Source organism: Thermomonas hydrothermalis, from assembly GCF_900129205.1.
Taxonomy (GTDB): domain Bacteria; phylum Pseudomonadota; class Gammaproteobacteria; order Xanthomonadales; family Xanthomonadaceae; genus Thermomonas; species Thermomonas hydrothermalis.
Genome location: NZ_FQUK01000011.1, coordinates 26,515 through 48,243, shown reverse-complemented (window position 1 = coordinate 48,243; position 21,729 = coordinate 26,515). Strand labels below are relative to the sequence as shown.

The 21,729-nt window shown below is 66.6% G+C and carries 20 protein-coding genes, 3 tRNA genes and 1 pseudogene; 17 read left to right on the top strand and 7 right to left on the bottom strand.

Annotation, left to right across the window (positions count from 1 at the left end; translation table 11 throughout):
* Window positions 1–31: 31 nt before the first annotated feature.
* Genes BUA29_RS04755 through cyoA form a run of 7 tightly spaced genes read right to left on the bottom strand, consistent with a single transcriptional unit; the run spans window position 32 to window position 6,766 of the window.
* A complete protein-coding gene (locus BUA29_RS04755; protein ID WP_072755468.1) occupies window positions 32–574 on the bottom strand; it encodes a response regulator transcription factor in 543 nt (180 codons plus the stop codon).
* A complete protein-coding gene (locus BUA29_RS04750; RefSeq protein ID WP_072755486.1) occupies window positions 571–1,905 on the bottom strand; it encodes an ATP-binding protein in 1,335 nt (444 codons plus the stop codon). The genes BUA29_RS04755 and BUA29_RS04750 overlap by 4 nt, the downstream gene beginning before the upstream one ends.
* On the bottom strand, window positions 1,892–2,623 hold the full coding sequence (locus BUA29_RS04745; RefSeq protein ID WP_072755467.1) for an SURF1 family protein: 732 nt from the start codon (window positions 2,621–2,623) through the stop codon (window positions 1,892–1,894). The genes BUA29_RS04750 and BUA29_RS04745 overlap by 14 nt, the downstream gene beginning before the upstream one ends.
* 16 nt (window positions 2,624–2,639) lie before the next feature.
* Entirely contained in the window at window positions 2,640–3,041 is a 402-nt protein-coding gene (gene cyoD, locus BUA29_RS04740; RefSeq protein ID WP_072755466.1) for a cytochrome o ubiquinol oxidase subunit IV, read from the bottom strand.
* A complete protein-coding gene (cyoC, locus tag BUA29_RS04735; protein ID WP_425443764.1) occupies window positions 3,038–3,667 on the bottom strand; it encodes a cytochrome o ubiquinol oxidase subunit III in 630 nt (209 codons plus the stop codon). Before cyoC ends, cyoD begins: the two co-directional genes overlap by 4 nt.
* 4 nt (window positions 3,668–3,671) lie before the next feature.
* Window positions 3,672–5,693, bottom strand: coding sequence for a cytochrome o ubiquinol oxidase subunit I (gene cyoB, locus BUA29_RS04730; protein ID WP_425443763.1), 2,022 nt, complete (start codon window positions 5,691–5,693; stop codon window positions 3,672–3,674).
* Between the two features lie 20 nt (window positions 5,694–5,713).
* Window positions 5,714–6,766 (bottom strand): ubiquinol oxidase subunit II, encoded by a 1,053-nt coding sequence (gene cyoA / locus BUA29_RS04725; protein ID WP_072755464.1) that lies wholly within the window; start codon window positions 6,764–6,766, stop codon window positions 5,714–5,716.
* Between the two features lie 153 nt (window positions 6,767–6,919).
* Between cyoA and BUA29_RS04720 the strand changes: the two genes are divergently transcribed.
* The 17 genes and pseudogenes from BUA29_RS04720 (at window position 6,920) to BUA29_RS04640 (ending at window position 21,728) form a co-directional block, all read left to right on the top strand.
* On the top strand, window positions 6,920–8,239 hold the full coding sequence (locus BUA29_RS04720) for an MFS transporter (RefSeq protein WP_072755463.1): 1,320 nt from the start codon (window positions 6,920–6,922) through the stop codon (window positions 8,237–8,239).
* A 51-nt stretch (window positions 8,240–8,290) separates the two neighbouring features.
* A complete protein-coding gene (locus BUA29_RS04715; RefSeq protein WP_072755462.1) occupies window positions 8,291–8,539 on the top strand; it encodes an FAD assembly factor SdhE in 249 nt (82 codons plus the stop codon).
* 40 nt (window positions 8,540–8,579) lie between these two features.
* Window positions 8,580–8,942: a hypothetical protein gene (locus tag BUA29_RS04710; protein WP_084602348.1), complete on the top strand. Its 363-nt coding sequence runs from the start codon at window positions 8,580–8,582 to the stop codon at window positions 8,940–8,942.
* Between the two features lie 149 nt (window positions 8,943–9,091).
* Window positions 9,092–10,336 carry a lipoprotein-releasing ABC transporter permease subunit gene (locus BUA29_RS04705; RefSeq protein WP_072755460.1) on the top strand — a complete coding sequence of 415 codons (1,245 nt, stop codon included), beginning with the start codon at window positions 9,092–9,094 and terminating at the stop codon, window positions 10,334–10,336.
* A complete protein-coding gene (gene lolD, locus BUA29_RS04700; RefSeq protein ID WP_072755459.1) occupies window positions 10,329–11,033 on the top strand; it encodes a lipoprotein-releasing ABC transporter ATP-binding protein LolD in 705 nt (234 codons plus the stop codon). Before BUA29_RS04705 ends, lolD begins: the two co-directional genes overlap by 8 nt.
* A 102-nt stretch (window positions 11,034–11,135) precedes the next feature.
* A pseudogene (locus BUA29_RS04695) lies at window positions 11,136–13,684 on the top strand (DNA internalization-related competence protein ComEC/Rec2).
* The gene (locus tag BUA29_RS11970) at window positions 13,578–14,210 is read left to right on the top strand and encodes a MotA/TolQ/ExbB proton channel family protein (RefSeq protein WP_072755458.1); all 633 of its coding nucleotides are present in this window, start codon (window positions 13,578–13,580) and stop codon (window positions 14,208–14,210) included. The pseudogene BUA29_RS04695 and the gene BUA29_RS11970 overlap by 107 nt, the downstream one beginning before the upstream one ends.
* Before the next feature lie 6 nt (window positions 14,211–14,216).
* A complete protein-coding gene (locus tag BUA29_RS04685) occupies window positions 14,217–14,660 on the top strand; it encodes an ExbD/TolR family protein (protein ID WP_072755457.1) in 444 nt (147 codons plus the stop codon).
* Window positions 14,657–16,414 (top strand): lipid A export permease/ATP-binding protein MsbA, encoded by a 1,758-nt coding sequence (gene msbA, locus BUA29_RS04680; protein WP_072755456.1) that lies wholly within the window; start codon window positions 14,657–14,659, stop codon window positions 16,412–16,414. Before BUA29_RS04685 ends, msbA begins: the two co-directional genes overlap by 4 nt.
* Window positions 16,411–17,436: a tetraacyldisaccharide 4'-kinase gene (gene lpxK, locus BUA29_RS04675; protein ID WP_245770507.1), complete on the top strand. Its 1,026-nt coding sequence runs from the start codon at window positions 16,411–16,413 to the stop codon at window positions 17,434–17,436. Before msbA ends, lpxK begins: the two co-directional genes overlap by 4 nt.
* Window positions 17,437–17,486: 50 nt before the next feature.
* Entirely contained in the window at window positions 17,487–18,275 is a 789-nt protein-coding gene (gene kdsB, locus BUA29_RS04670; RefSeq protein WP_072755455.1) for a 3-deoxy-manno-octulosonate cytidylyltransferase, read from the top strand.
* Window positions 18,272–18,751 (top strand): low molecular weight protein-tyrosine-phosphatase, encoded by a 480-nt coding sequence (locus BUA29_RS04665; RefSeq protein ID WP_072755454.1) that lies wholly within the window; start codon window positions 18,272–18,274, stop codon window positions 18,749–18,751. The genes kdsB and BUA29_RS04665 overlap by 4 nt, the downstream gene beginning before the upstream one ends.
* A complete protein-coding gene (gene uvrC / locus BUA29_RS04660; protein ID WP_072755453.1) occupies window positions 18,751–20,613 on the top strand; it encodes an excinuclease ABC subunit UvrC in 1,863 nt (620 codons plus the stop codon). Before BUA29_RS04665 ends, uvrC begins: the two co-directional genes overlap by 1 nt.
* 10 nt (window positions 20,614–20,623) lie before the next feature.
* Window positions 20,624–21,229: a CDP-diacylglycerol--glycerol-3-phosphate 3-phosphatidyltransferase gene (gene pgsA, locus BUA29_RS04655; RefSeq protein ID WP_072755482.1), complete on the top strand. Its 606-nt coding sequence runs from the start codon at window positions 20,624–20,626 to the stop codon at window positions 21,227–21,229.
* Between the two features lie 60 nt (window positions 21,230–21,289).
* Window positions 21,290–21,365 (top strand) — tRNA-Gly (locus tag BUA29_RS04650).
* A gap of 100 nt (window positions 21,366–21,465) precedes the next feature.
* Window positions 21,466–21,539: transfer RNA gene (locus BUA29_RS04645), tRNA-Cys, on the top strand.
* 102 nt (window positions 21,540–21,641) lie between these two features.
* Window positions 21,642–21,728: transfer RNA gene (locus BUA29_RS04640), tRNA-Leu, on the top strand.
* Window position 21,729 lies beyond the last annotated feature (1 nt).

Here is a 21,729-nt window from a genome sequence, read left to right as displayed (position 1 = left end):
TGCTTCATGGCAGCGGCTTTGTTGCATTGGCTTATTTCACCCGCCGTTTTTCCAGTTTGCGGGCCAGGGTGCGGCGGTGCATCCCCAGCTGGCGTGCCGCTTCCGAGATATTGAAGCCGGTGGCCGCCAGCACTTCGTGGATGTGCTCCCATTCAAGCGTCTTGATCGAGGTCTGGCGGGCGCCGAGCGCGGCATCGGGGTCGCCGCTCTCGCGCGCAAAGGCGGCCTCGATGTCATCGGTGTTGGAGGGTTTGGCCAGGTAATGGCGGGCGCCGAGTTTGATCGCTTCCACTGCAGTGGCGATGCTGGCGTAGCCGGTCAGCACCACGATGATGGTGGACGGGTCATGCGCATGCAGCGCCTGGACGCAGGCCAGCCCGGAACTGCCGCCTGCCAGTTTGAGATCGACGACGGCGTGGGTGAAGGTTTCGCCATCGGCCAGCGCGGCCTGCAAGGCTTCCAGCCGGTCCAGGGTGCGCACCGTATACCCCCGGCGTTCGAAGGAGCGCGCCAGGGTGCGCGCAAACGCCGCATCATCTTCGACCAGCAACAGACGGCGTGATGACGTGTTCATGCCAGATCCTCCTCCCCGGTCGTCCCGGTGGCCAGCGCCTGTACGGGGATGCGGATACGCACACGGGCACCACCCTCGCGCCGGTTTTCTGCCTGGATGCTCCCGCCTAGCGTGCGCGCCACGTTGACCGAGAGAAACAACCCCAGCCCGCGGCCGGGTGCATCCTTGCTGGACAGATAAGGCGTGCCGAGCCGATCCAGGATGGCATCGGCAAATCCTGGGCCGTCATCTTCAACGATGAGCATAAGCGCGTCGTCATCCAGCTGGGCATGCAGTCTGACCTGGCCGGGTGATGCTTCCTGGGCATTGTCCAGTACGTTGAACAGCATCTGTCGGATGCCGTCATCGGCGACGATGCCGATCCCCGGCCGAATGTGGTTGTGCAGCGCCAGTGGGGCCTGGGTGCGCTGACGCCAGTGGTCGGCCAGCGATTCGATGTAGGCGTGCAGGTCGGTTGGATGCGGGGCTTCGCCACGCGGTTCGCCCGCGGATTGCAGAATGCCCCGCACGATCGCTTTGCAGCGCAACACCTGCGCCTGCATCTCGGTGACGTCATTGAGCAGCTCGGGATCGGAGGTGAAGTGCGGCAGATGCTGCCAGTCACCCAGGATCACCGCCATGGTCGCCAGCGGTGTTCCCAGCTCATGGGCGGCGCCAGTGGCCAGCAGGCCCATGCGCACGATGTGTTCTTCCTCGATGGCGCGCTGGCGCAGTGCGGCCAGGCGGGCATCACGGGCGCGCAGGATTTCGCCGATGCGGCCCATGAAAATCACCAGCAGGGCCGCCATCAGCACGAAGCACACCAACAGCCCCTGCACGTAGCGGTCGGCCAGACCGGCGTCCAGGTTGGCCGGCAGGCGCACCGGGCTGGGGGTGACAGCCAGCCACAGCAGGCACAGGCTGGTGACCGCCACCACCAGCCAGCGTGCCTTAAGCGGCAGCAGGATTGCCGCCAACACCACCTGGAGCAGGTACAGGAACACGAATGGATTGGTGATGCCGCCTGCCAGATGCAGCAGCGCCGTCAGTGCTGCCACGTCCGCCAACAGTGAGAACAGCAGGTGGCGCAGTCGTACCTTGTGCAGGTGTCGCCAGTACAGCGGGCCAAGCAGGTTGACCAGGCACAGCGCGGCCAGCACCAGCAACATCGGCCACAGCGGCAGCGCAATCCCCATGCCGGCATGCACCACCAGGATTGCCAGCAACTGGCCGGCGATGGCGATCCAGCGCAGCTGCTGCAGCTGCTGCATGTTTTTACCGCGCGCGCTGCTGCGCCAGTCCCGGACTGGGATGGTCTGCGCTGCGGAGGTGGCGGAATCAGACGTGGCCATGGTCGCCATCGTGCCGCAAACGGGTCGGCTCCGACAGCACCCGCCAGAGGCCCCATGCCGATAGCAGCGCCAGTGCAAACCAGGTCAACGCGTATTGCAGATGCTGGTTGCGGAAGCGGATCACCGTCATGCCAGGGCGCGGCCAGCCGGTCGCAGCGGGATTGGCCGCAGCGTCGATGAAATAGGGCGCCACGTGCTGCAATCGGCGTGCACGGGCGATCGCCGCGACATCGCGGGAGTACCAGCGTTCCTGTGCTGGCTGGTTGGTACGCAGGAAACCGCCACCGGGCTCGCTACGGCGCAGCAAGCCTGGCACCGTCACCGGCCCGGCAGGCGGTGGCGCGGCCTGTGCATCCGCAGGGACGAAGCCGCGGTTGATCAGCACCACCCAGCCTTGTGTTGTCCGCAGTGGACTGAGCACCCAATACCCTGCGCCGAGTTCGGTGACGGCCTGGGTGCGGGTCTCTGCACCCTGCACATACTGGCCATGCACGACGACGCGCCGATATTCCTCGCGCTGGCTGTCCAGCGTCGGCCACAGAGCGGGCGGTGGGGCCGGGGTGGGCGGGGCATGCAAGTAGCCCTCCACCCGCGCGATCAGCGCCCGTTTCCAGTGCAGCCGCTTAAGTTGCCACACGCCCAGTGCCGAGAAGCCCGCTACGCCGCACACCAGCAGCGCCAGCAGAAACAGGCGAGACAGGCGGCGGGGCGCGGGCATCCGGGCACTCCCGGTGTCAGTCCACCATCCGCGCGTCGTGCGGGGTCATCGGCATCATGTTGGTGTTCATGTGGTGCATGACCCACAGCGTGCCCGTCAGCACGATCACCAGCAGGATCAGGGTGAAGATGATCGAGATCAGGTTCCAGCCGCCCTCGGAGCGCGCATCCAGGTGCAGGAAATACACCATGTGAACCAGGATCTGGACGACCGCGAAGGCGATCAGCACCACGCCGGTGACGGTCGCGCTGGGCAATACCTTGCCCATCACCAGCCAGAATGGAATGGCGGTGAGCACCACCGAGAGGAAAAACCCGGTCAGGTAGCCGCGCAGGCTGAAGTGGATCCCCGGCGTGGCCTCGTGGCCGTGGTGTGCGTCGTGGCCGTGAGAGTCGGAAGAATGCGGGTGTTGGCTCATTGCAGCACGCCCATCAGGTAAACGAAGGTGAACACGCCGATCCAGACCAGATCGAGGAAGTGCCAGAACATCGACAGACACAGCAACCGGCGCTGGTTGGCTCCGGTCAGGCCGAACCGACCGACCTGCAGCATCAGCGTGAGCAGCCAGACGATACCGAAGCTCACATGCAGTCCGTGGGTGCCAACCAGGGCGAAGAACGAGGTCAAAAACGCGCTGCGCTGCGGCCCGGCACCTTCGTGGATCAGATGCGCGAACTCATAGAGTTCAATGCTGACGAACGCCGCGCCCAGCAGGCCGGTGATCGCCAGCCAGCCCAGCACGCCGCGCTTGCTGCCGGCCTGCATGGCGATCATGGCAAAGCCGTAGGTCAGCGACGACAGCAACAGCAACGCCGTGTTGACCGCCACCAGCGTCAAGTCGAACAGCTCGGCGCCGGACGGGCCGGCCGCATAGCTGCGGCCTAGCACGCCGAAGGTGGCAAACAGGCAGGCGAAGATGAGCAGGTCGCTCATCAGGTAGATCCAGAAGCCCAGCAGTGAGCCGTTCTCCGGATGGTGGTGGCCTTCCAGGTCGAGGAAGGCCGCGGTGGGGTCGGCCGGACGGCCGGTGGCAGGTAGAGACATCGCGTCAGACATGGGCGTGGGCCAGTTGCTGGGTGCGCGCGGCTTCAGTTGCGGCCACGTCTTCGGCCGGGATGTGGAAGTCGCGGTCATAGTTGAAGGTGTGCACGATGGCCGAGATCACCAGCGCCACGAAGGCGGTGACCGCAAGCCACCAGATATGCCAGACCAGGGCAAACCCAAGCACCAGGCTGATGCCGGCCAATACCACGCCGGCCGCAGTGTTCTTGGGCATGTGGATCGACAGGAAGCCAGACTCAGGACGCTTGAAGCCATGCTGCTTCATGTCGGCCCAGGCGTCGTTGTCGCGCACCACCGGGGTGAAGGCAAAGTTGTATGCCGGCGGCGGCGAGGAGGTGGACCACTCCAGGGTGCGGCCATTCCACGGATCGCCGGTGAGGTCGCGCAGCTGCTCGCGCTTGCGGTAGCTGACCACCAGATTGACCAGGAAAGCGGCGATGCCGATGGCGATCAGCACGGCGCCGAAGGCAGCGATCACAAACCACGGCTGCAGGCTGGGATCGTCGAAATGGCTCATGCGGCGGGTGACGCCCATCAGCCCCAGCACGTACAGCGGGGTAAAGGCAAACCAGTAGCCGAAGAACCAGAACCAGAACGACATCTTGCCCCAGAACGGGTCAAGCCGGTAACCGAACGCCTTGGGGAACCAGTACGTCATGGCGGCAAATACACCGAACACCACGCCGCCGATGATCACGTTGTGGAAGTGGGCGACCAGGAACAGCGAGTTGTGCAGCACGAAGTCGGCCGGGGGCACCGCCAGCAGCACGCCGGTCATGCCGCCCACGGTGAAAGTCACCATGAAGCCGATCGTCCACAGCATCGGCACCTCGAAGCGGATGCGGCCGCGGTACATGGTGAACAGCCAGTTGAACATCTTCGCCCCGGTCGGGATCGAGATGATCATGGTGGTGATCCCGAAGAACGAGTTCACGCTGGCGCCCGAACCCATGGTGAAGAAGTGGTGCAGCCACACCAGGTACGACAGGATGGTGATGCACACCGTGGCGTACACCATCGAGCTGTAGCCGAACAGGCGCTTGCCGGTGAAGGTCGAGACCACCTCCGAGAACACGCCAAACAGCGGCAGGATCAGGATGTAGACCTCCGGATGGCCCCAGATCCAGATCAGGTTCACGTACAACATCGGGTTGCCGCCGAGGTCGTTGGTGAAGAAGTTGGTCCCCAGGTAGCGATCCAGGGTCAGCATCGCCAGCACCGCGGTCAGCACCGGGAAGGTGACCACGATCAGGATGTTGGAGCACAGCGCCGTCCAGGTGAACACCGGCATCTTCATCAGGCTCATGCCCGGCGCACGCATCTTCAGGATGGTCACGATCAGATTGATGCCGGACAGGGTCGTGCCGACGCCTGCGATCTGCAGGGCCCAGATGTAATAGTCCACCCCGACGTCAGGGCTGTAGTCGATCCCCGACAGCGGCGCCATCGCCAGCCAGCCAGTTTTGGCGAACTCGCCGACGAACAGCGAGATCATCACCAGCCCGGCGCCGGCAGCGGTCATCCAGAAGCTGAAGTTGTTGAGGAACGGGAACGCCACGTCGCGGGCACCGATCTGCAGCGGCACCACGTAGTTCATCAACCCGGTGATGAACGGCATGGCCACGAAGAAGATCATGATCACGCCATGGGCGGTGAAGATCTGGTCGTAGTGGTGTGGCGGCAGATAGCCAAAGTTGTCGCCAAAGGCGATCGCCTGCTGGGCACGCATCATCAGCGCGTCAGCAAAGCCGCGCAGCAGCATCACCAGGCCCAGCACCATGTACATGATGCCGATCTTCTTGTGGTCGATGCTGGTGACCCATTCGCGCCAGAACACGCCCCACAGACGGTAGCGGGTCATCAGTGTCAGCACGGCGAGTGCGGCCAGCGAGGCACCGATGAAGGTGGCGACCAGGATCGGCTCGTGATAGGGGATCGCCGCCAGGCTGAGTTTGCCCAGCCAGGGCGAAATGCCGGTGGCATCGGGAGAAAGGGTGGGGGTCATCATCGTGGTTGCCAGGGCAGACATCATTGGGCACGCAGCGCCAGGCTGCGGGTCACGGGAGTGGCCTCGTCGGTGGCACAGGTGGCGCCAGCGACGTAGGGACGGCCGCGCAGATCGCCACGGTCACGCGGGCGCAGCGAGGCAATGCCGTTGCTGGCGGCACTGCGCCCGCCGGCAGCGTCGATGGCCATCATCTCGTGCATGCACATCTTGCGCGGGTCCACGCAGCGGTTGAGGATGGCGTCATACAGGCCAGGATCGACCGCGGCAAACAGACGTGCCGGCTCGCGCTCGCTGGGCTTTTCCAGGGCGAGATAACGCGCACGATCCAGGCGTTCGCCGGCCGCGCGGGCTTTGTTCACCCAGGCCTGGAACCCGGCCTCGTCGGTGGCATGGACGGCAAAGCGCATCCAGGAGAATCCGGCGCCGCTGTAGTTGGCGGAAAAGCCGACGAACTCACCAGGTTGGTTGGCGACCGCGTTCAGCTGGGTCTGCATGGAGGGCATGGTGTAAATCATCCCGGCCAGCTCGGGCACGTAGAACGCGTTCATCACGTTCGACGAGGTCAGCAGAAACCGCACCGGCCGGTTCACCGGCAGCGCCAGTTCATTGACGGCGGCCACGCCCTGTTCGGGGTAGATGAACAGCCACTTCCAGTCCAACGACACCACCTGCACCTCCAGCGGCTTGACGCCGGCCGGGATCGGCTTGCCGGGGGCGATGCGGTCGAGTGGGCGATAGGGATCCAGGGTGTGGGTGGTGATCCAGGTGATGGCACCCAGGGCGAGGATGATCAGCAGTGGGCCGCCCCAGATCACCAGCTCCAGCTGGGTGGAGTGGTCCCAATCCGGGGTGTAGGGCGCTGAGCGGTTGGAGGCGCGGTAGCGCCAGGCAAAGAACAGCGTCAGCGCGATCACCGGCACGATCACCAACAGCATCAGCGCGGTGGCGATGACGATCAGCTGGCCCTGCTGGCGGGCGATGTCGCCGCTGGGATCGAGCACCACCAAGCGGTCGCAGCCGGTCAAAAGAAAAAGCAGTGGCAGCAGCCACGTGTAGCGTGGGAGCTTGAGCATGATCAGGATGTGACGTGGGGGTGGCGTAAGTTTAGTCGGCGCAGACGGTGTCCGCACTAGGACGTTTTGTCCTATCGCAAGATCTTCTGACTTGATCTATGGTCAAATCGGTGCATTCTTACTTGCGTGTTTGTCAGCGCCCTGGAGTTAACCATGTCTGCACAGTTCCCCACCGCGACAGCCCATGACCACGGCCGCAAGGCCAGCCACGAGGTCGCCCCTGGCGAGATCGCGGTCGGGGTGGTGATCGGGCGCGCTTCCGAAAACTTTGACTTCTTCGTGTTTGGCATCGCCTCAGCGCTGGTGTTCCCACGGGTGTTCTTCCCGTTCGTCGATGCCTTCACCGGCGCCCTGTATGCCTTTGCCGTTTTCGCCCTGGCGTTTCTGACCCGTCCGCTGGGGACTTGGCTATCGATGCAGGTGCAGCGGCGCTGGGGGCGTGGCGTCAAGCTGACCGTGGCGCTGTTCCTGCTGGGGACGGCGACGGCCGGGATTGCCTTCCTGCCCGGATATGCCAGCCTGGGCAGCACTGCCATCGTCCTGCTGGTGCTGTTGCGCCTGCTGCAGGGCATGGCCGTCGGCGGTTCCTGGGATGGGCTGCCGTCGCTGTTGGCCATCAATGCGCCCAAGCACCGGCGGGGCTGGTACGCCATGCTGGGGCAGCTTGGGGCGCCGGTCGGCTTCATCGTCGCCGCGGCACTGTTTGCCTATCTGATGGCCAGCCTGTCCGAGCAGGATTTCTACGACTGGGGCTGGCGCTACCCGTTCTATGCCGCGTTTGCCCTCAACGTGGTGGCCCTGTTTGCCCGGCTGCGGCTGGTGGTCACCGAGGAGTACGAGCGCGAAATGGATGCCCGTGAGCTGGAGCCGGTGTCGCTGCGCGAGCTGCTGGCGGTCAAGGGCCGGCACGTGGTGATCGGGGCGTTTGCGCCGCTGGCCAGCTACGCGCTGTTCCACATCGTCACCATTTTCCCGCTGTCCTGGGCGCTGCTGTTTTCCGGGCAACCACTGGTCAAGCTGCTTGGCATCCAGATTCTGGGCGGTTTCCTGGCCATTGCTGGGGTGCTGTTTTCCGGACTTCTGGCGGATCGGTTCGGCCGGATCCCCACGCTCGGCGGATTGGCGCTGGCGATCGCCATGTTCAGCGGTTTTTCACCCACCCTGCTGGCCGGCGGCGAACTGGCGCAGCAGGCCTTCATTCTGCTGGGCTTTTTGCTGCTAGGGCTGTCCTACGGGCAGGCATCGGGTGCGGTGACCCGCAACTTCGGTGCCCGCTATCGCTATACCGGCGCCGCCCTGAGCACCGATCTGGCCTGGCTGATCGGGGCTGCCTTTGCGCCGCTGCTGGTGCTGTGGGCCTGCGCCCGTTTCGGGCTGGCGTTTTTGGGGGTGTATCTGCTGTCCGGGGCGATCAGCACCTTCGTTGCGTTGCTGATCCATCACCGCATCCGGCAGGCGTCTGCGGCCAACTGAACGCCGCGCCTGCGGCGATAATGCCGGCTCCTTAGGGCGGTGTTTTCCGGCATGGATGACGAGATCGAACTGAGAAAACTGCGCTGGCGCTGCCGGCGTGGCATGCGTGAACTCGACCAGCTGCTTGGGCGCTGGCTGGAGCAGTGCTGGCGGCAAAGTCCGACCCATGAGCGCGCACTGTTCCTGCAGCTTCTAGACAGCGAAGACGACAGACTCTGGCGCTGGTTCCTGGGACACGAGGTGCCGGAGGATGCCGGGCTTGCCGACCTCATCGCACGAATCCGCGCCCTGCCGGATTGAGTGGCGTCCTGCCCGTGCCGGGCAGTGGACGCTGATCGGCATGTCGGGGCTGGCGGTGTTTGCCGTGCTGGCGTCCGACCTGCCGGCGATCCCGGCCTGGGGCATCGCGCTGCTGGTTGCGCTCGCCGCTGTCCGCACCTGCATGCGCTACCGGCGCCAGCCGGGTTGCGTCCTGGAGATTCCGGTCGGTTCCGGTCCGGTGCGTTGCGACGGGCGCTGCATCGACGCGCTGCAAGTGCATTGGCGCGGCCCCTGGGTCTTCGTCAGTTGGCGCAGCGGTGGTCGTCGGCGGCAGGCCCGGATGTTCTGGCCGGGCCAGCTGTCTGCGGCGGCACGCCGTGAATTGAGCCTGGCTCTGCGCAGGCGGGGCGCTGTTGCAAGGCCGGCAACGGTGGCACGATAGGCGGCCTTTGCGAACCTCGAAGGTGCATCGGCCTGGATGGCCTGCCCGCGAAAGCACGCAAGGCCCGTCTTGGTATTGGCCGGATTCGTGCGGGGCTGGCAGGTTCAGGATGGGCGCGTTTGAGGTGCTGACGTTTCCCGGGAGATGCGATGTTCAAACCGGTTCCCGTTGCCATTGGCCTGCGCTACCTGCGCGCCAAGCGCCGCAACGGCTTTATTTCGTTCATCTCGCTGGCGTCGATTGCCGGTATCGCGCTGGGCGTCACCGCGCTGATCACCACACTGGCGGTGATGAGCGGGTTCCAGAAGGAGATCCGCACCCGCATGCTGGGCATGGCCGCGCACGCCACCGTCAGCGGTTATGGCGAGCCGTTGCAGGAGTGGCAGCGTGCGGTGCGGCTGGCCTTGGCCGATCCCAGGGTGGCAGGCGCGGCGCCCTACATCGAAAAAGAAGCGCTGATTTCCGGTGCCAGCAACCAGCCGGCGATGGTGCGGGGCATCGATCCGGTGCAGGAAGCCACGGTCTCGGTGCTGCCGGCCAAGATGGTGCAGGGCAGTCTGCAGCAGTTGCAGCCGGGTCGATTCAACATCGTGCTTGGCAAGGAGCTGGCGCTGTGGCTGGGGGTGTCGGTGGGCGATGACGTGATCGTCACCTTGGCCGACTTTCGCAGCACGCCGGTCGGTGGCGTGCAGACCATGAAGCGGTTCCGGGTCAGCGGCATTTTCGAGGCCGGCTACAACGACTTCGACAAGGGGCTGGCGGTGGTCAACCTGCAGGATTTGCAACGCGTCTTGCGGATGGGCGAGGGCGTCACCGGTGTGCGCCTGAAGCTGCATGACATGGATCAGGCTTTCGATGTCGCCCGGGCGTTGGCGCAAAAGCTCGCCGGCCCCTATCGGGTCAGTGACTGGACCCAGGACAACGCCAATCTGTTCCGCGCTTTGAAGATGGAAAAAACGGTGATGGGCATCCTGTTGTCGCTGCTGGTGGCGATGGGGGCCTTCAATCTGGTTTCGTCACAGGTGATGCTGGTGACCGATAAGCAGGCCGACATCGCCATCCTGCGCACCCTCGGCATGACCCCGCGGCAGGTGATGCAGGTGTTCATGGTGCAGGGCAGCCTGATCGGGTTGATCGGAACGGTGACCGGTCTGGTGGGTGGCATCGCCCTGACCTTGAACCTCAACCGTATCTTGCAGGCCATCGAGCGCGTGTTTGGCGTGCAGTTGCTGCCCGAGGATGTGTACTACATCACCGGGTTGCCGACCGACATGCAGGCCCAGGACGTGACAGTGATTGTGCTGGTCGCTCTCACCATGGCGTTCCTTGCCACCCTGTATCCGGCCTGGCGTGCTGCCCGTACGGCGCCGGCGGAGGCACTGCGTTATGAATGACGTCACGCAAGCAGTGATCCGCGCCGAAAACCTCGGCAAGACCTATGCCGAGGGCAAGCTGCATACCCCAGTCTTCAGCGGCCTGACGCTTGCCATCCATCCCGGCGAGACCGTGGCCATCCTGGGTGCCTCCGGAGCCGGCAAGAGCACGTTGCTGCACTTGCTGGGCGGGCTGGATGTCCCCACCGCTGGTGAGGTCTATGTGGCCGGGCAAAAGATGAGCGCGCTGTCGGATGCCGAGCGCGGCCGTCTGCGCAACCGGGCGCTGGGCTTCATCTACCAGTTTCATCACCTGTTGCCGGAGCTTTCGGCGCTGGAAAACGTGATGATGCCGCTGTTGCTGGCCGGGCGACCGCTGGCGGAAGCGCAGACACGCGCGCAGGCCATGCTGGAAGCGGTGGGGCTTGGGCATCGTCTCGATCACAAACCAGGCGAACTCTCCGGTGGCGAGCGTCAGCGCACCGCTGTGGCGCGGGCGTTGATCAACCGGCCGGCCTGCGTGCTGGGCGACGAACCCACCGGCAACCTCGACGAACGCACCGCGGCGCAGGTGTTCGGACAGATGCTGGAGCTCAATCGGGTGCAGGGCACCAGTCTGGTGCTGGTGACGCACGACCGCAGCCTGGCACGTCGGCTGGACCGGGTACTGGAGTTGCATGAGGGGCGCCTGCGCACCTTGTCTGCCGCCGAGGTCTGATCCCGACGGTCGCTTACGGTGCTGGCTGTCGGGGAAAACCCCGACGCCACTGCACGCGCTTGACCGAGCGACGCCAGTGCGGGGGTCGGCGAGACTGCCGGCATGGCCGTCACGATCGCGGCATGTCCGCATTCCTCGCCTGAGACGATCCGGGCGTCTGCTGCTGCCGGCTGGCCGCTGCTCGGCCCGGCTTGCGCGGCCGCCCTGCTGAGCGGCTGCGCCGGCAGCCTGCTGTTGCCGGGACTGCCGGCCTGGCCGTGGCTGCTGGTGCTGGCGTTGGTCGGAGTGGTGCTGGCGTGGCAGCGCGACTGGCGGCGCGTACTGGGCGTGATGTCGCTCGGGGCTGCGTATGCCGGTTGGATGGCCGCACTGGTCTTGGCCGCGCAGTGGCCGGCGGCACGCAATGGCGAACGGGTGTGGATCAGCGGTCAGATCGTCGATCTGCCGGTGCAGGAGGCGCGGCGCACTCGCTTTCTGTTCGAAGTGGATGCCACGCCGGCAATGCCGCTGCAGTTGCGCGGACAGCGCCTGCGCTTGGCCTGGTATCAGGATCGCGGCGGGCCGCGCCCGGCTCTGCAGGCGGGCAGCCGCTGGCAACTGCATGTGCGGTTGCGCGCGCCGCAAGGGTTGCGCAATCCGGGCGGCAGTGACAGCGAACGGTTTGCCCTGATGAACAGGCTGGTGGCGACCGGCAGCGTGCAGTCGCCGGTCGAGGCGCGCCGGCTGGCCGCTCCGGCAGGTGTGGTGGCCTGGCGTGAAACGATGAGCGCACGCATCGCCGCGGCGGTACCGTCTCCGGCTGCACGCTACGTGCAGGCGCTGGCGTTGGGCGATACCCGGGGGCTGGACACGACCGACTGGGCCCGGTTGCGCGCCGCCGGGCTGACCCATCTGATCGCCATTTCCGGCTTCCATGTCGGCCTGGTGGCCGGGTTCGGCGCGCTGCTGGTGGCGGCGCTGTGGTGGCTGTGGCCGGGGCTGTGCCGATGGCTGCCACGGCCACTGGCCGCCGGGGTGGGCGCGGTGATCGGTGCCTTCGGGTATGCCGCGTTGACGGGCATGGCCGTGCCCACCTTGCGCACGGCGGTGATGATCACGGTGCTGGTGCTGGCGCGTTGGCTGCGCCGACGGCTGCGGTTGGTCGATGCGCTGGCCCTGGCCTGCATCACCCTGCTGGTGCTGGATCCGCTGGCACTGCTGGGGGCGGGCTTCTGGCTCAGTTTTGCCGGTGTGGCCTGGCTGCTCTGGTGCCTGCCGGAGGGCGATAGCCCAGGCTTGGGCGGGATGCTGCGTGGTTTTCTGGCGGCCCAGGCGGTGGCCAGCCTGGGCCTGTTGCCGCTGTGTGTGATGCTGTTCGGGCAGGCGTCGCTGCTTGGCCCGCTGGCCAATCTGGCTGCAGTGCCGTGGTGGAGCCTGGTGGTGGTGCCGCTGAGCCTGCTGGGCGTGCTGGCGGACACCCTGCATGCCGGCTGGGGCGTGCTGTTCTGGCGCCTGGCAGCCGGCAGTTTCGAGCTGCTCTGGCCGGCGTTGACCTGGCTGGCTGACAGCCCGTTGGCGCTGGTCTGGCTGCCGCAGGCGCGCGCTTACGCGGTGCCGCTGGCGCTGCTGGGCGCGTTCTGGTTGTTGCTGCCGCGCGGCCTGCCTGGACGCTGGCTGGGGCTTCTGCTGTGGTTGCCGCTGCTGTTGCCCCCGCGCGAGCTGCCCCGGCAAGGCGAGGTCGAACTGTTGGTGGTCGATGTCGGCCAGGGGCTGTCGGTCCTGGTGCGGACAGCCGGTCACACCTTGCTGTACGACATGGGGCCGGCGTTGGAAGACGGGTTCGATGCCGGCGAGCAGGCGGTCGTGCCGGCGTTGCACGCGCTGGGGGTACGGCGGCTGGATCTGGCCATCATCAGTCATGCCGACAACGACCACGCTGGCGGGCGCGACGCCGTGCACACCGCTTTCCCATTGCCGCAGGTGCTGGCCCCGGATGGCAGCCCGCTTCCCCAGACCCGGCCGTGTCTGGCCGGCCAGTCCTGGCAGTGGGATGGTGTGACGTTCCGCATCCTGCACCCGACGCGGTGGTTCCCCTATCTGGGTAATGAGTCGGCCTGTGTCGTGCAGATCCAGGCCCGCAGCGGGCGTGCTTTGCTGGCCGGCGATATCGGTGGCTTTGTCGAACGCCGGCTGCTGGCCACGATGCCGCAGGCGCTCCGGGCCGACGTGGTACTGGTGCCGCACCACGGCAGCGCAGGGTCTTCGACTCCGGAGTTCGTGGCCGCCACCGGGGCGCGCCTGGCGCTGGTGTCCTCCGGCGCCGACAACCGCTTCCGTCACCCGCGTCCGGAGGTGGTGCGGCGCTGGTGCCAGGCCGGTGCCGAGGTGCTCGATACCGCCCGTTCCGGCGCGTTGCGGGTGTGGCTCGGTGCGCAGGGGCTTGCGGTACGCGAGCAACGCAGCGCCCAAGCGCGTATCTGGGACGCCGTGCGTCGGCGCGGGCAGGCGGCTGGGCTATGCTACGCGCCGGAGTTCATGCGGCCATGAAGGCCGGAGGATTGTGACGTGCTGGAGCTGATCAAGGCCGGTGGCTGGCCGATGATCCCGCTGTTACTGCTGGCGGTGGTGGCGCTGGCCATCATTCTCGAGCGGTTCTGGAGCCTGCGCCGTGAGCGTGTGCTGCCGCCCGGGCTGGGCGAGGAAGTGCGCGAGTGGGTCGGGCGTGGCAATCCGCTGGCGCCTGAGCACATCGAATCGCTGCGCGCCAACTCGCCGCTCGGGGCGCTGCTGGCGGCTGCGCTCGACGTGCGCCAGCGTGGCCGCGAGGTGGTACGGGAGCGGGTGGAGGACGTCGGACGGCATCTGGTGCACCGGATGGAGCGCTACCTCAATGCACTGGGCACCATCGCGGCGGCCGGCCCGCTGCTGGGCCTGTTTGGAACCGTGGTCGGCATGATCCAGATGTTCTTGGGCATCCTCGATCACGGCCTGGGCGATGCCGCGCAACTGGCCGGCGGGATCGGCAAGGCCCTGGTGTGTACTGCCACCGGCATGGTGGTCGCGGTGCCGGCGCTGGTGTTCCATCGCTATTTCCGTGGCCGGATCGCCAGCTACATCGTCGAGATGGAGCACGAGGCGATGCAACTTTCCGATGTGCTGGACGCGGTGGCGTCCCGAGGGGCCGGCAGGAAGGGCTGACGGCCAATGCGGATTACCGATTTTCGCGATGACGATGTTCCCGAGATCAACCTGGTGCCGTTGATCGACGTGATGCTGTGCCTGCTGATTTTTTTCGTGGTCACCACCACCTTCGATGCGCGTTCGGTGCTCAAGCTGCAACTGCCGCGCGCCGACGGCCAGCCGGCCGCCGCCGAGACCCAGCCGCTGAGCATCCTGATCAACGCCCAGGGGCGCTATTTCGTCGCTGACCGCGAGGTGCTGCGCACCGACGTGGAATCGCTCAAGCAGGCCCTGCGCGAGGTGGCCGGCGATGACCGCAAGCGGGTGGTGCTGCTGCGGGCCGATGCACGTACGCCCTGGCAGGCGGTGGTCACGGCCTACGAGGCGCTGGGCCAGCTTGGCTTCCGCACGGTCGCCAATGCCACCGCACCGTCACCAGCCGCAAGCAGGCCGGAGGCTGGCCCATGAACAGCCCCGCGGGCGGTTCGCCCTGGCGGATTTACCGGCGTCTGCTTGGGCTGGTGCGGCCGTATCGGTGGGCGCTGCTGCTGGCCCTGCTCGGTCTGCTGGTGGAAGGCGCGGCGGCGGGCGCCTTCGGCGTGCTGACCAAGCCGATGGTCGATGAGACGTTTGTCGCGCGCAATCGTGAGTTTGGCGTGCTGTTGCCGCTGGCCATCGTCGGCATCTTCGTGGTGCGTGGGGGCGCCGGCTACCTGTCCGACTATTTCATGGCACGGGCTGCTCGCGGGGTGGCGCGCGACATGCGGGTGCGTGCGCTGGACAAATACCTGCGTCTGCCGGGGCTGCGGTTTGATGCCGAGCCGGTGCCGTCCATGCTGGTGCGGCTGGGCTCCGACAGCGATCAGGTGGCGCAGGCGGTGGTCGATGCCGGCAAGGTGATGCTGCAGCAGTCCCTGCAGGTCGTGGCGATGCTGGCCGTGATGCTGTATGCGAGCTGGCGGGTGACGCTGGCCGTGCTGCTGCTGGGGCCGCTGATCGCCTGGCTGATGGATCGCGTCGGGCGGCGTTACCGGCGTTACGGTCACAAGGTGCAGGAAACCGCTGCGCAGATGATGCAGGCCGCCGACCAGGCCTTGTCCAACCAGCAGGAAGTCAAGGTCTATGGCGCAAGGTCTGCGGAGCTGGCGCGTTATACCCGGCTGGCCGATGACACCCTGCGCTTGAGCCTGAAAGTGGAGGCCACCCGCAGCATTTCCTCGGCGATCGTCCAGCTGACCGGGGCGGTGGGGCTGGCATTGCTGCTGTTTTTTGCCAGCCGCGAGGCGCTGGCCGGGCGACTGACCGCCGGTGGCTTCGTCCAGCTGATGATCGCGATGCTGGCCATCATTCCGGCGCTCAAGCAGCTGACCAATGTCCAGGGCATGTTGCATCGCGGGGTGGCGTCTGCCGAGCGGCTGTTCCAGGTGCTGGACGCCGACGACGAAGTGGACACCGGCCAGCGCCCGCTGCCACGTGCGCACGGGCTGATCGAGTTCCGCGACGTGAGCCTGCGTTATCCGGGGCAGGAAAAGCCGGCACTGACCGGGATTAGCTTCACCGCCCGGCCGGGGACGGTGACGGCCATCGTCGGTCGCAGCGGCAGTGGAAAATCCAGCCTGGTCAAGCTGATCCCGCGCTTCTACGACCCGGATGCGGGCCAGATCCTGCTCGATGGCCACCCCTTGTCAGACTACCGGCTGGCCGATCTGCGCCGTCAGGTGGCCATGGTTGGCCAGCAGGTGATGCTGTTTGATGGCACCGTGCTGGAAAATGTTGCCTATGGCGAGTTGCAACCGGCCACGCGGGCCGAGGTGAATCGGGCACTGGAAGCCGCCAACGCGATGGAGTTCGTGAGCCAACTGCCGGAAGGCGAAGACAGTCATATCGGTATCAAGGGGGGGCGTCTGTCCGGCGGTCAACGCCAGCGCCTGGCCATTGCCCGCGCCATGCTCAAGGATGCTCCGATCCTGATCCTGGACGAGGCCACCGCCGCACTCGACAACGCATCCGAGCGGCTGGTCCAGGACGCGCTGGCGCATCTGATTCCGGATCGCACCACCCTGGTGATCGCGCATCGGCTGTCCACGGTCGAACATGCCGACCAGATTCTGGTGCTGGACGATGGCCGTCTGGTGGAGCAGGGTACGCACGCCGAGCTGCTCGCCCGCGGTGGGGTGTATGCCCATCTGCACGCCATGCAGTTCCGGGAGGCGAGTGCGTGAGTGCGCCGCACCTGTGGCACACCCCGTCCTGGTGGTACGACGGCAGCCCGCCGCCGCTGTGGGCGCGGATGCTCAGTCATGCCTATGGCATGGCCGTGGCCGTGCGGCGTGGCCTTTATCGAGGCGGCTGGCTGCGTCGCCGTCATCCCGGCGTGCCGGTGGTGGTCGTGGGCAATCTGGTGGCCGGGGGCAGCGGCAAGACCCCGTTGGTAGTGGCGCTGGTCGAGCGGCTGCGGGCCGAAGGCTGGCGCCCTGGGGTGGCCAGCCGTGGCCATGGTCGCAGCGAGGCGCAGGTGGCGCGCTGGGTGACGGCTGACCTGCCGGCCGCCCTGAGCGGCGATGAGCCGCGGCTGATCGCACGTGCCACCGGTGTGCCGGTACGGGTGGATCGTGATCGTGCGGCAGCGGCTGTGGCGCTGGCGGAAGCCGGCTGTGACATCGTCATCTGCGACGACGGCCTACAGCACTACCGGCTGGCGCGTGATGTCGAAATCGAGGTGCAGGATGTGCGGCGCCGGTATGGCAATGGCCGTCTGCTGCCAGCCGGCCCACTGCGCGAGCCGCTCGAACGCGCCGTTGATTGTGACCTGCGCGTGCTCAATCTAGGCGCCCTGATGCCGGGGCAGCCGCTATCGTCGCAGGTGGGTCGGGAATGGCCGATGTGGCTGATGACCGGCGAGGCACAGCCTCTGCTTCCGGGGCGGGCGCGGCCGCTGTCGGCGTTTGCCGGCCAGCGCGTGCATGCCGTGGCCGGGATTGGCGAGCCGGAACGGTTCTTCGACCTGCTGCGTGGGCATGGGCTGGCAGTGGTGCCGCATGTCTTTCCCGATCACCATGCCTACACCCCGGGGGATTTCGACTTTTCCAGCCGGCTTCCCGTGCTGATGACGGCCAAGGATGCAGTCAAGTGCGAGGCGTTCGCCGCCCCGGACTGGTATCAGGTGCCGGTGCGGGCGTGCTTGCCAGATGCGTTCTGGGAGGCGCTCTTGGCGCGTCTGCCGCACTGGAATACGCAAGCGTAAAACCAGCAAGGCTGGAGGCGGTGGCGTGGTGAAGCGGCGATAATGACGCCATGACTCCGCCTCCGCCTTTCATTGTCGCCATTCCCGCCCGCTACGCGGCCAGCCGCTTGCCGGGCAAGCCGCTGCGCCTGATCGGCGGCATCCCATTGGTGCTGCACGTGGCCCGGCGTGCACTGGTGGCTGGTGCCGACGCGGTGTGGGTGGCCACTGACGATGCCCGCATCGCTGCGGCATTGGACGGCACCGGGGTGCAGGTGGCGATGACCTCACCTGACCACATGTCCGGCACCGATCGCCTGGCCGAATGCGCGCAGATCGCCGGTTGGCCTGATACGGCCATCGTCGTCAATCTGCAGGGCGATGAGCCGTTTGCGCCGGCCGATGGCATCGCCTGCGTGGCCCGCACCGTGGCCGAGAGTGGTGCCGGGATCGCCACCCTGGCCACCCCGATCGATTCGGCGGAGACCCTGCTCGATCCCAATGCGGTCAAGGTCGTGCGTGCTGCCAGCGGCGATGCCCTCTATTTCAGTCGTGCGCCGGTGCCCTGGCCGCGCGATGCCTTCGCCCGCGACCGCAGTGTGCTGCCGGATACCGGGCCCTGGCTGCGTCACATCGGCATCTACGGCTACCGGGTGGCCGCGCTGCGTGCATTCGCCGCGTTGCCGCCGGGGCGGTTGGAACAGATCGAAGCGCTGGAACAGCTGCGGGCGCTGGAGGCGGGTTGGCGGATCGCGGTGGCGCTGGCGCCGTCACCGTTTCCGCCGGGTGTGGACACGCCTGAAGATCTGGCGCGGGCGGAGCGCCTTTATCAGACGATGCTGCGCGAGGGACGTGCATGAGTCGACCGTTTTCCATCCTGATGCTGTGCCTGGGCAACATCTGCCGCTCGCCTACTGCCGAGGGCGTGCTGCGGGCGCGCCTGGCCGAAGCTGGGTTAGACCAGCAGGTGCGGGTGGATTCCGCCGGCACGGGCAGCTCGCACGTCGGGCAGGCGCCGGACCCGCGCGCAATCGCCTGCGCCGCCCGGCATGGGATCGACCTGTCCGGCCTGCGCGCTCGTCGGCTCACCCTGGAGGACTACGACGAGTTCGACCTGATCCTGTGCGCCGATCGCTCCATCCTGCATGAGGCGCGGATCCGCAAACCACGCACCGCGCATGCCGAGGTCGAGCTGCTGCTGGAATGGGCCGGTGTTGGCAAAAAGGACGTGCCCGACCCGTATTACGGCGGCGCGCGCGACTTCGAGCAGGCGTACCGGCTGATCGAACAGGGGGTGGCGGGCATCGTGGCGCGCCTTCGTGAGGGCCGGCTGTAATGGCGGAAAGCAGCCCGCCCGCGTTCGATGGACGCGCGTTCGCCGCCAGCCTGCCGCAGGCGCCCGGGGTGTACCGGATGCTTGATCGCGAAGGCCGGGTGCTGTACGTGGGCAAAGCGCGCGCCTTGCGCAACCGGGTTGGCAGCTATTTCAACGCCACGCCGAAACCAGCGCGGATCATGGCGATGCTGGCGCAGGTGGCGCAGATCGAGATCACCGTCACCCACAGCGAGGCCGACGCGCTGCTGCTGGAGAACCAGCTGATCAAGGCGTTGCAGCCCCGCTACAACGTCATGCTGCGCGACGACAAGAGCTACCCGTTCGTGCTGCTGACCCGCGAAGCGTGGCCGCGGCTGGCATTCCATCGCGGCCCGCGCGCGCTGCCCGGGCGCTATTTTGGCCCGTACCCCAGTGCCGCCTCGGTGCGTGAGACGCTGGATCTGATGTTCAAGCTGTTCCGCCTGCGTAGCTGTGAGGACAGCGTGTTCAAAAGCCGCAGCCGGCCTTGTCTGCAATACCAGATCGGGCGCTGCAGTGCCCCCTGCGTCGGCCGAGTGGAGGCAAATGAGTACGCCGAGGCGGTGCGTCGCGCCGAGTTGTTTCTGGAAGGTCGCAGCCGCGAGCTGGATGCCGAGCTGGTGTCTGCCATGCAGGCGGCCAGCGACGCGCTGGAGTTCGAACGCGCCGCGCGCCTGCGCGACATGATCACCACTATCCGCCGGGTGCAGGCGCGCCTGACCATGGATGGCCGTGCGGCCGATCTGGATGTGCTGGCGGTGGCGATGCAGGGGACATCGGCCTGCGTCCAGTTGCTGGCATTTCGCGGGGGGCGCAACCTCGGCACCCGGGCGTTCTTCCCCAAAACCAATGGCGAAGACGGTGCTGACGCCGTGCTGGCGGCATTCGTTTCGCAGTACTACGTCGAGCATCCCGCGCCAGCCGAGATCGTGCTGGATCGCGACATCCCCGAACGTGCCCTGATCGAGCGCGCCCTGTCGGCACATAGCGGTCACAAGGTTCAGTTGCGGGTCAATGTCCGTGGCGAACGTGCGGCGTATCTGGAGCTGGTGCGGCGCAATGCCCAGTTGGCACTGGCCACCGAGTTGGCCAGCGAGAGCGCCCAGCAGGCACGGTTGGAGGCGCTGCGCGAGTTGCTCGCACTGCCCGAGCGGCCGGCACGGATCGAATGCTTCGACATCAGCCACACCCTGGGCGAGGCCACCGTGGCGTCCTGCGTGGTCTTTGATGCCGAGGGCCCGCAGCGCAGCCAGTACCGGCGCTACAACATTCACGACATCGCTCCGGGCGATGACTATGCAGCGATGCGTCAGGCGCTGCAGCGCAGGTTCCGGCCGGTCGCTGACGGCGAGCCGGCGGCACTGCTGCCGGATGTGCTGTTGATCGACGGCGGGGCAGGGCAGGTGGCGCAAGCGCGCGAAGTGCTGGCCGACGCTGGGATCACCGGAGTGGCCGTGGTGGGTGTCGCCAAGGGCCCGGAGCGCAAGCCCGGGGCCGAGACCCTGCTGTTGCCGGATGGGCGCGAGGTGCAGCCGGGACCCGCGTCGAAGGCCTTGCAGTTGATTCAGCAGGTGCGCGACGAGGCCCACCGGTTTGCCATCACCGGCCACCGTGGCAAGCGCCAGAAAGCGCGCAGCACCAGCCGGTTGGAGGACATCCCCGGCATCGGCCCGCGCCGGCGCGCGGCACTGCTGCGTCATTTCGGTGGCTTGCAGGGGCTCAAAGCGGCGTCGGTGGAGGAGATCCTCAACGTGGAAGGCATCCACCGTGCGCTTGCCCAGCGCCTGTGGGACAGCCTGCACGGGCTGACGGATCCAGGCTCGGGCGAGCCCGGTGGCCGGTAGAATGGCAGCGATGACCCTGACCGTTCCCACCTGGCTCACCCTGGCCCGAATCGCCCTGATTCCGGTGCTGGTCGTGGTGTATTACCTCGATGCACGCTGGTCGAATCTGGCCGCCACCCTGGTCTTCGTCGCCGCCTCGTTGACTGACTGGCTGGACGGCTGGATCGCACGCCGTTACCGCCTGTTCTCCCGCTTTGGCGCCTTTCTCGATCCGGTGGCCGACAAGCTGATGGTCTCCACCGCCCTGGTGATCACCGTGCAGCACCATCACACGGTCTGGATGGCGCTGTGGGCCAGCATCATCATCGGTCGCGAGATCGCGGTGTCGGCACTGCGCGAATGGATGGCCGAACTGGGTCAGCGCGCCAAGGTGGCGGTGGCGCTGGTGGGCAAGATCAAGACCATCGTGCAGATGGTGGCGTTGGGTTTCCTGCTGTACCGCGCCCCGGTGCTGGGACTGCCGGTATTTCTGATCGGCGAGTGGCTGCTGGCCGCAGCCGCCGTGCTCACCTTGTGGTCCGGCTGGGAGTACCTGCGTGCGGCCTGGCCGGTGCTGCGCGCGGGTGAGGCGGCGCACACCGCGCAGCATGCGTCGGAACAGGAACGCAACGTGTGAAGATGCAGACAACCTGTTGACGACCTGAAAAACGTCCGTATAATGGCGGGCTCCAACGACGCGGGAATAGCTCAGTTGGTAGAGCACGACCTTGCCAAGGTCGGGGTCGCGAGTTCGAGTCTCGTTTCCCGCTCCATTTTTCCGAAGCCCCGCTTGCGGGGCTTCGTTTTTTCCAGGGCATCGGGGGCTTCGCAGCCGCCGCTGCTTGTGGAAGAATGCAGCGCGCTACCGTTTACGGCCGGGTGGCAGAGTGGTCATGCAGCGGACTGCAAATCCGCGTACGCCGGTTCAATTCCGACCCCGGCCTCCAACCTTTCAGGGCCCCGCGCATGCGGGGCCCTGGCGTTTGTACCGGGGGAGCACCGCCCGGTCATGACGCAGTAAAACGGTCTTCGCGGTAAGCTCGGCACAGGCCCGGATGGCGAAACTGGTAGACGCAAGGGACTTAAAATCCCTCGGCCGCAAGGCCATGTCGGTTCGATTCCGACTCCGGGCACCAC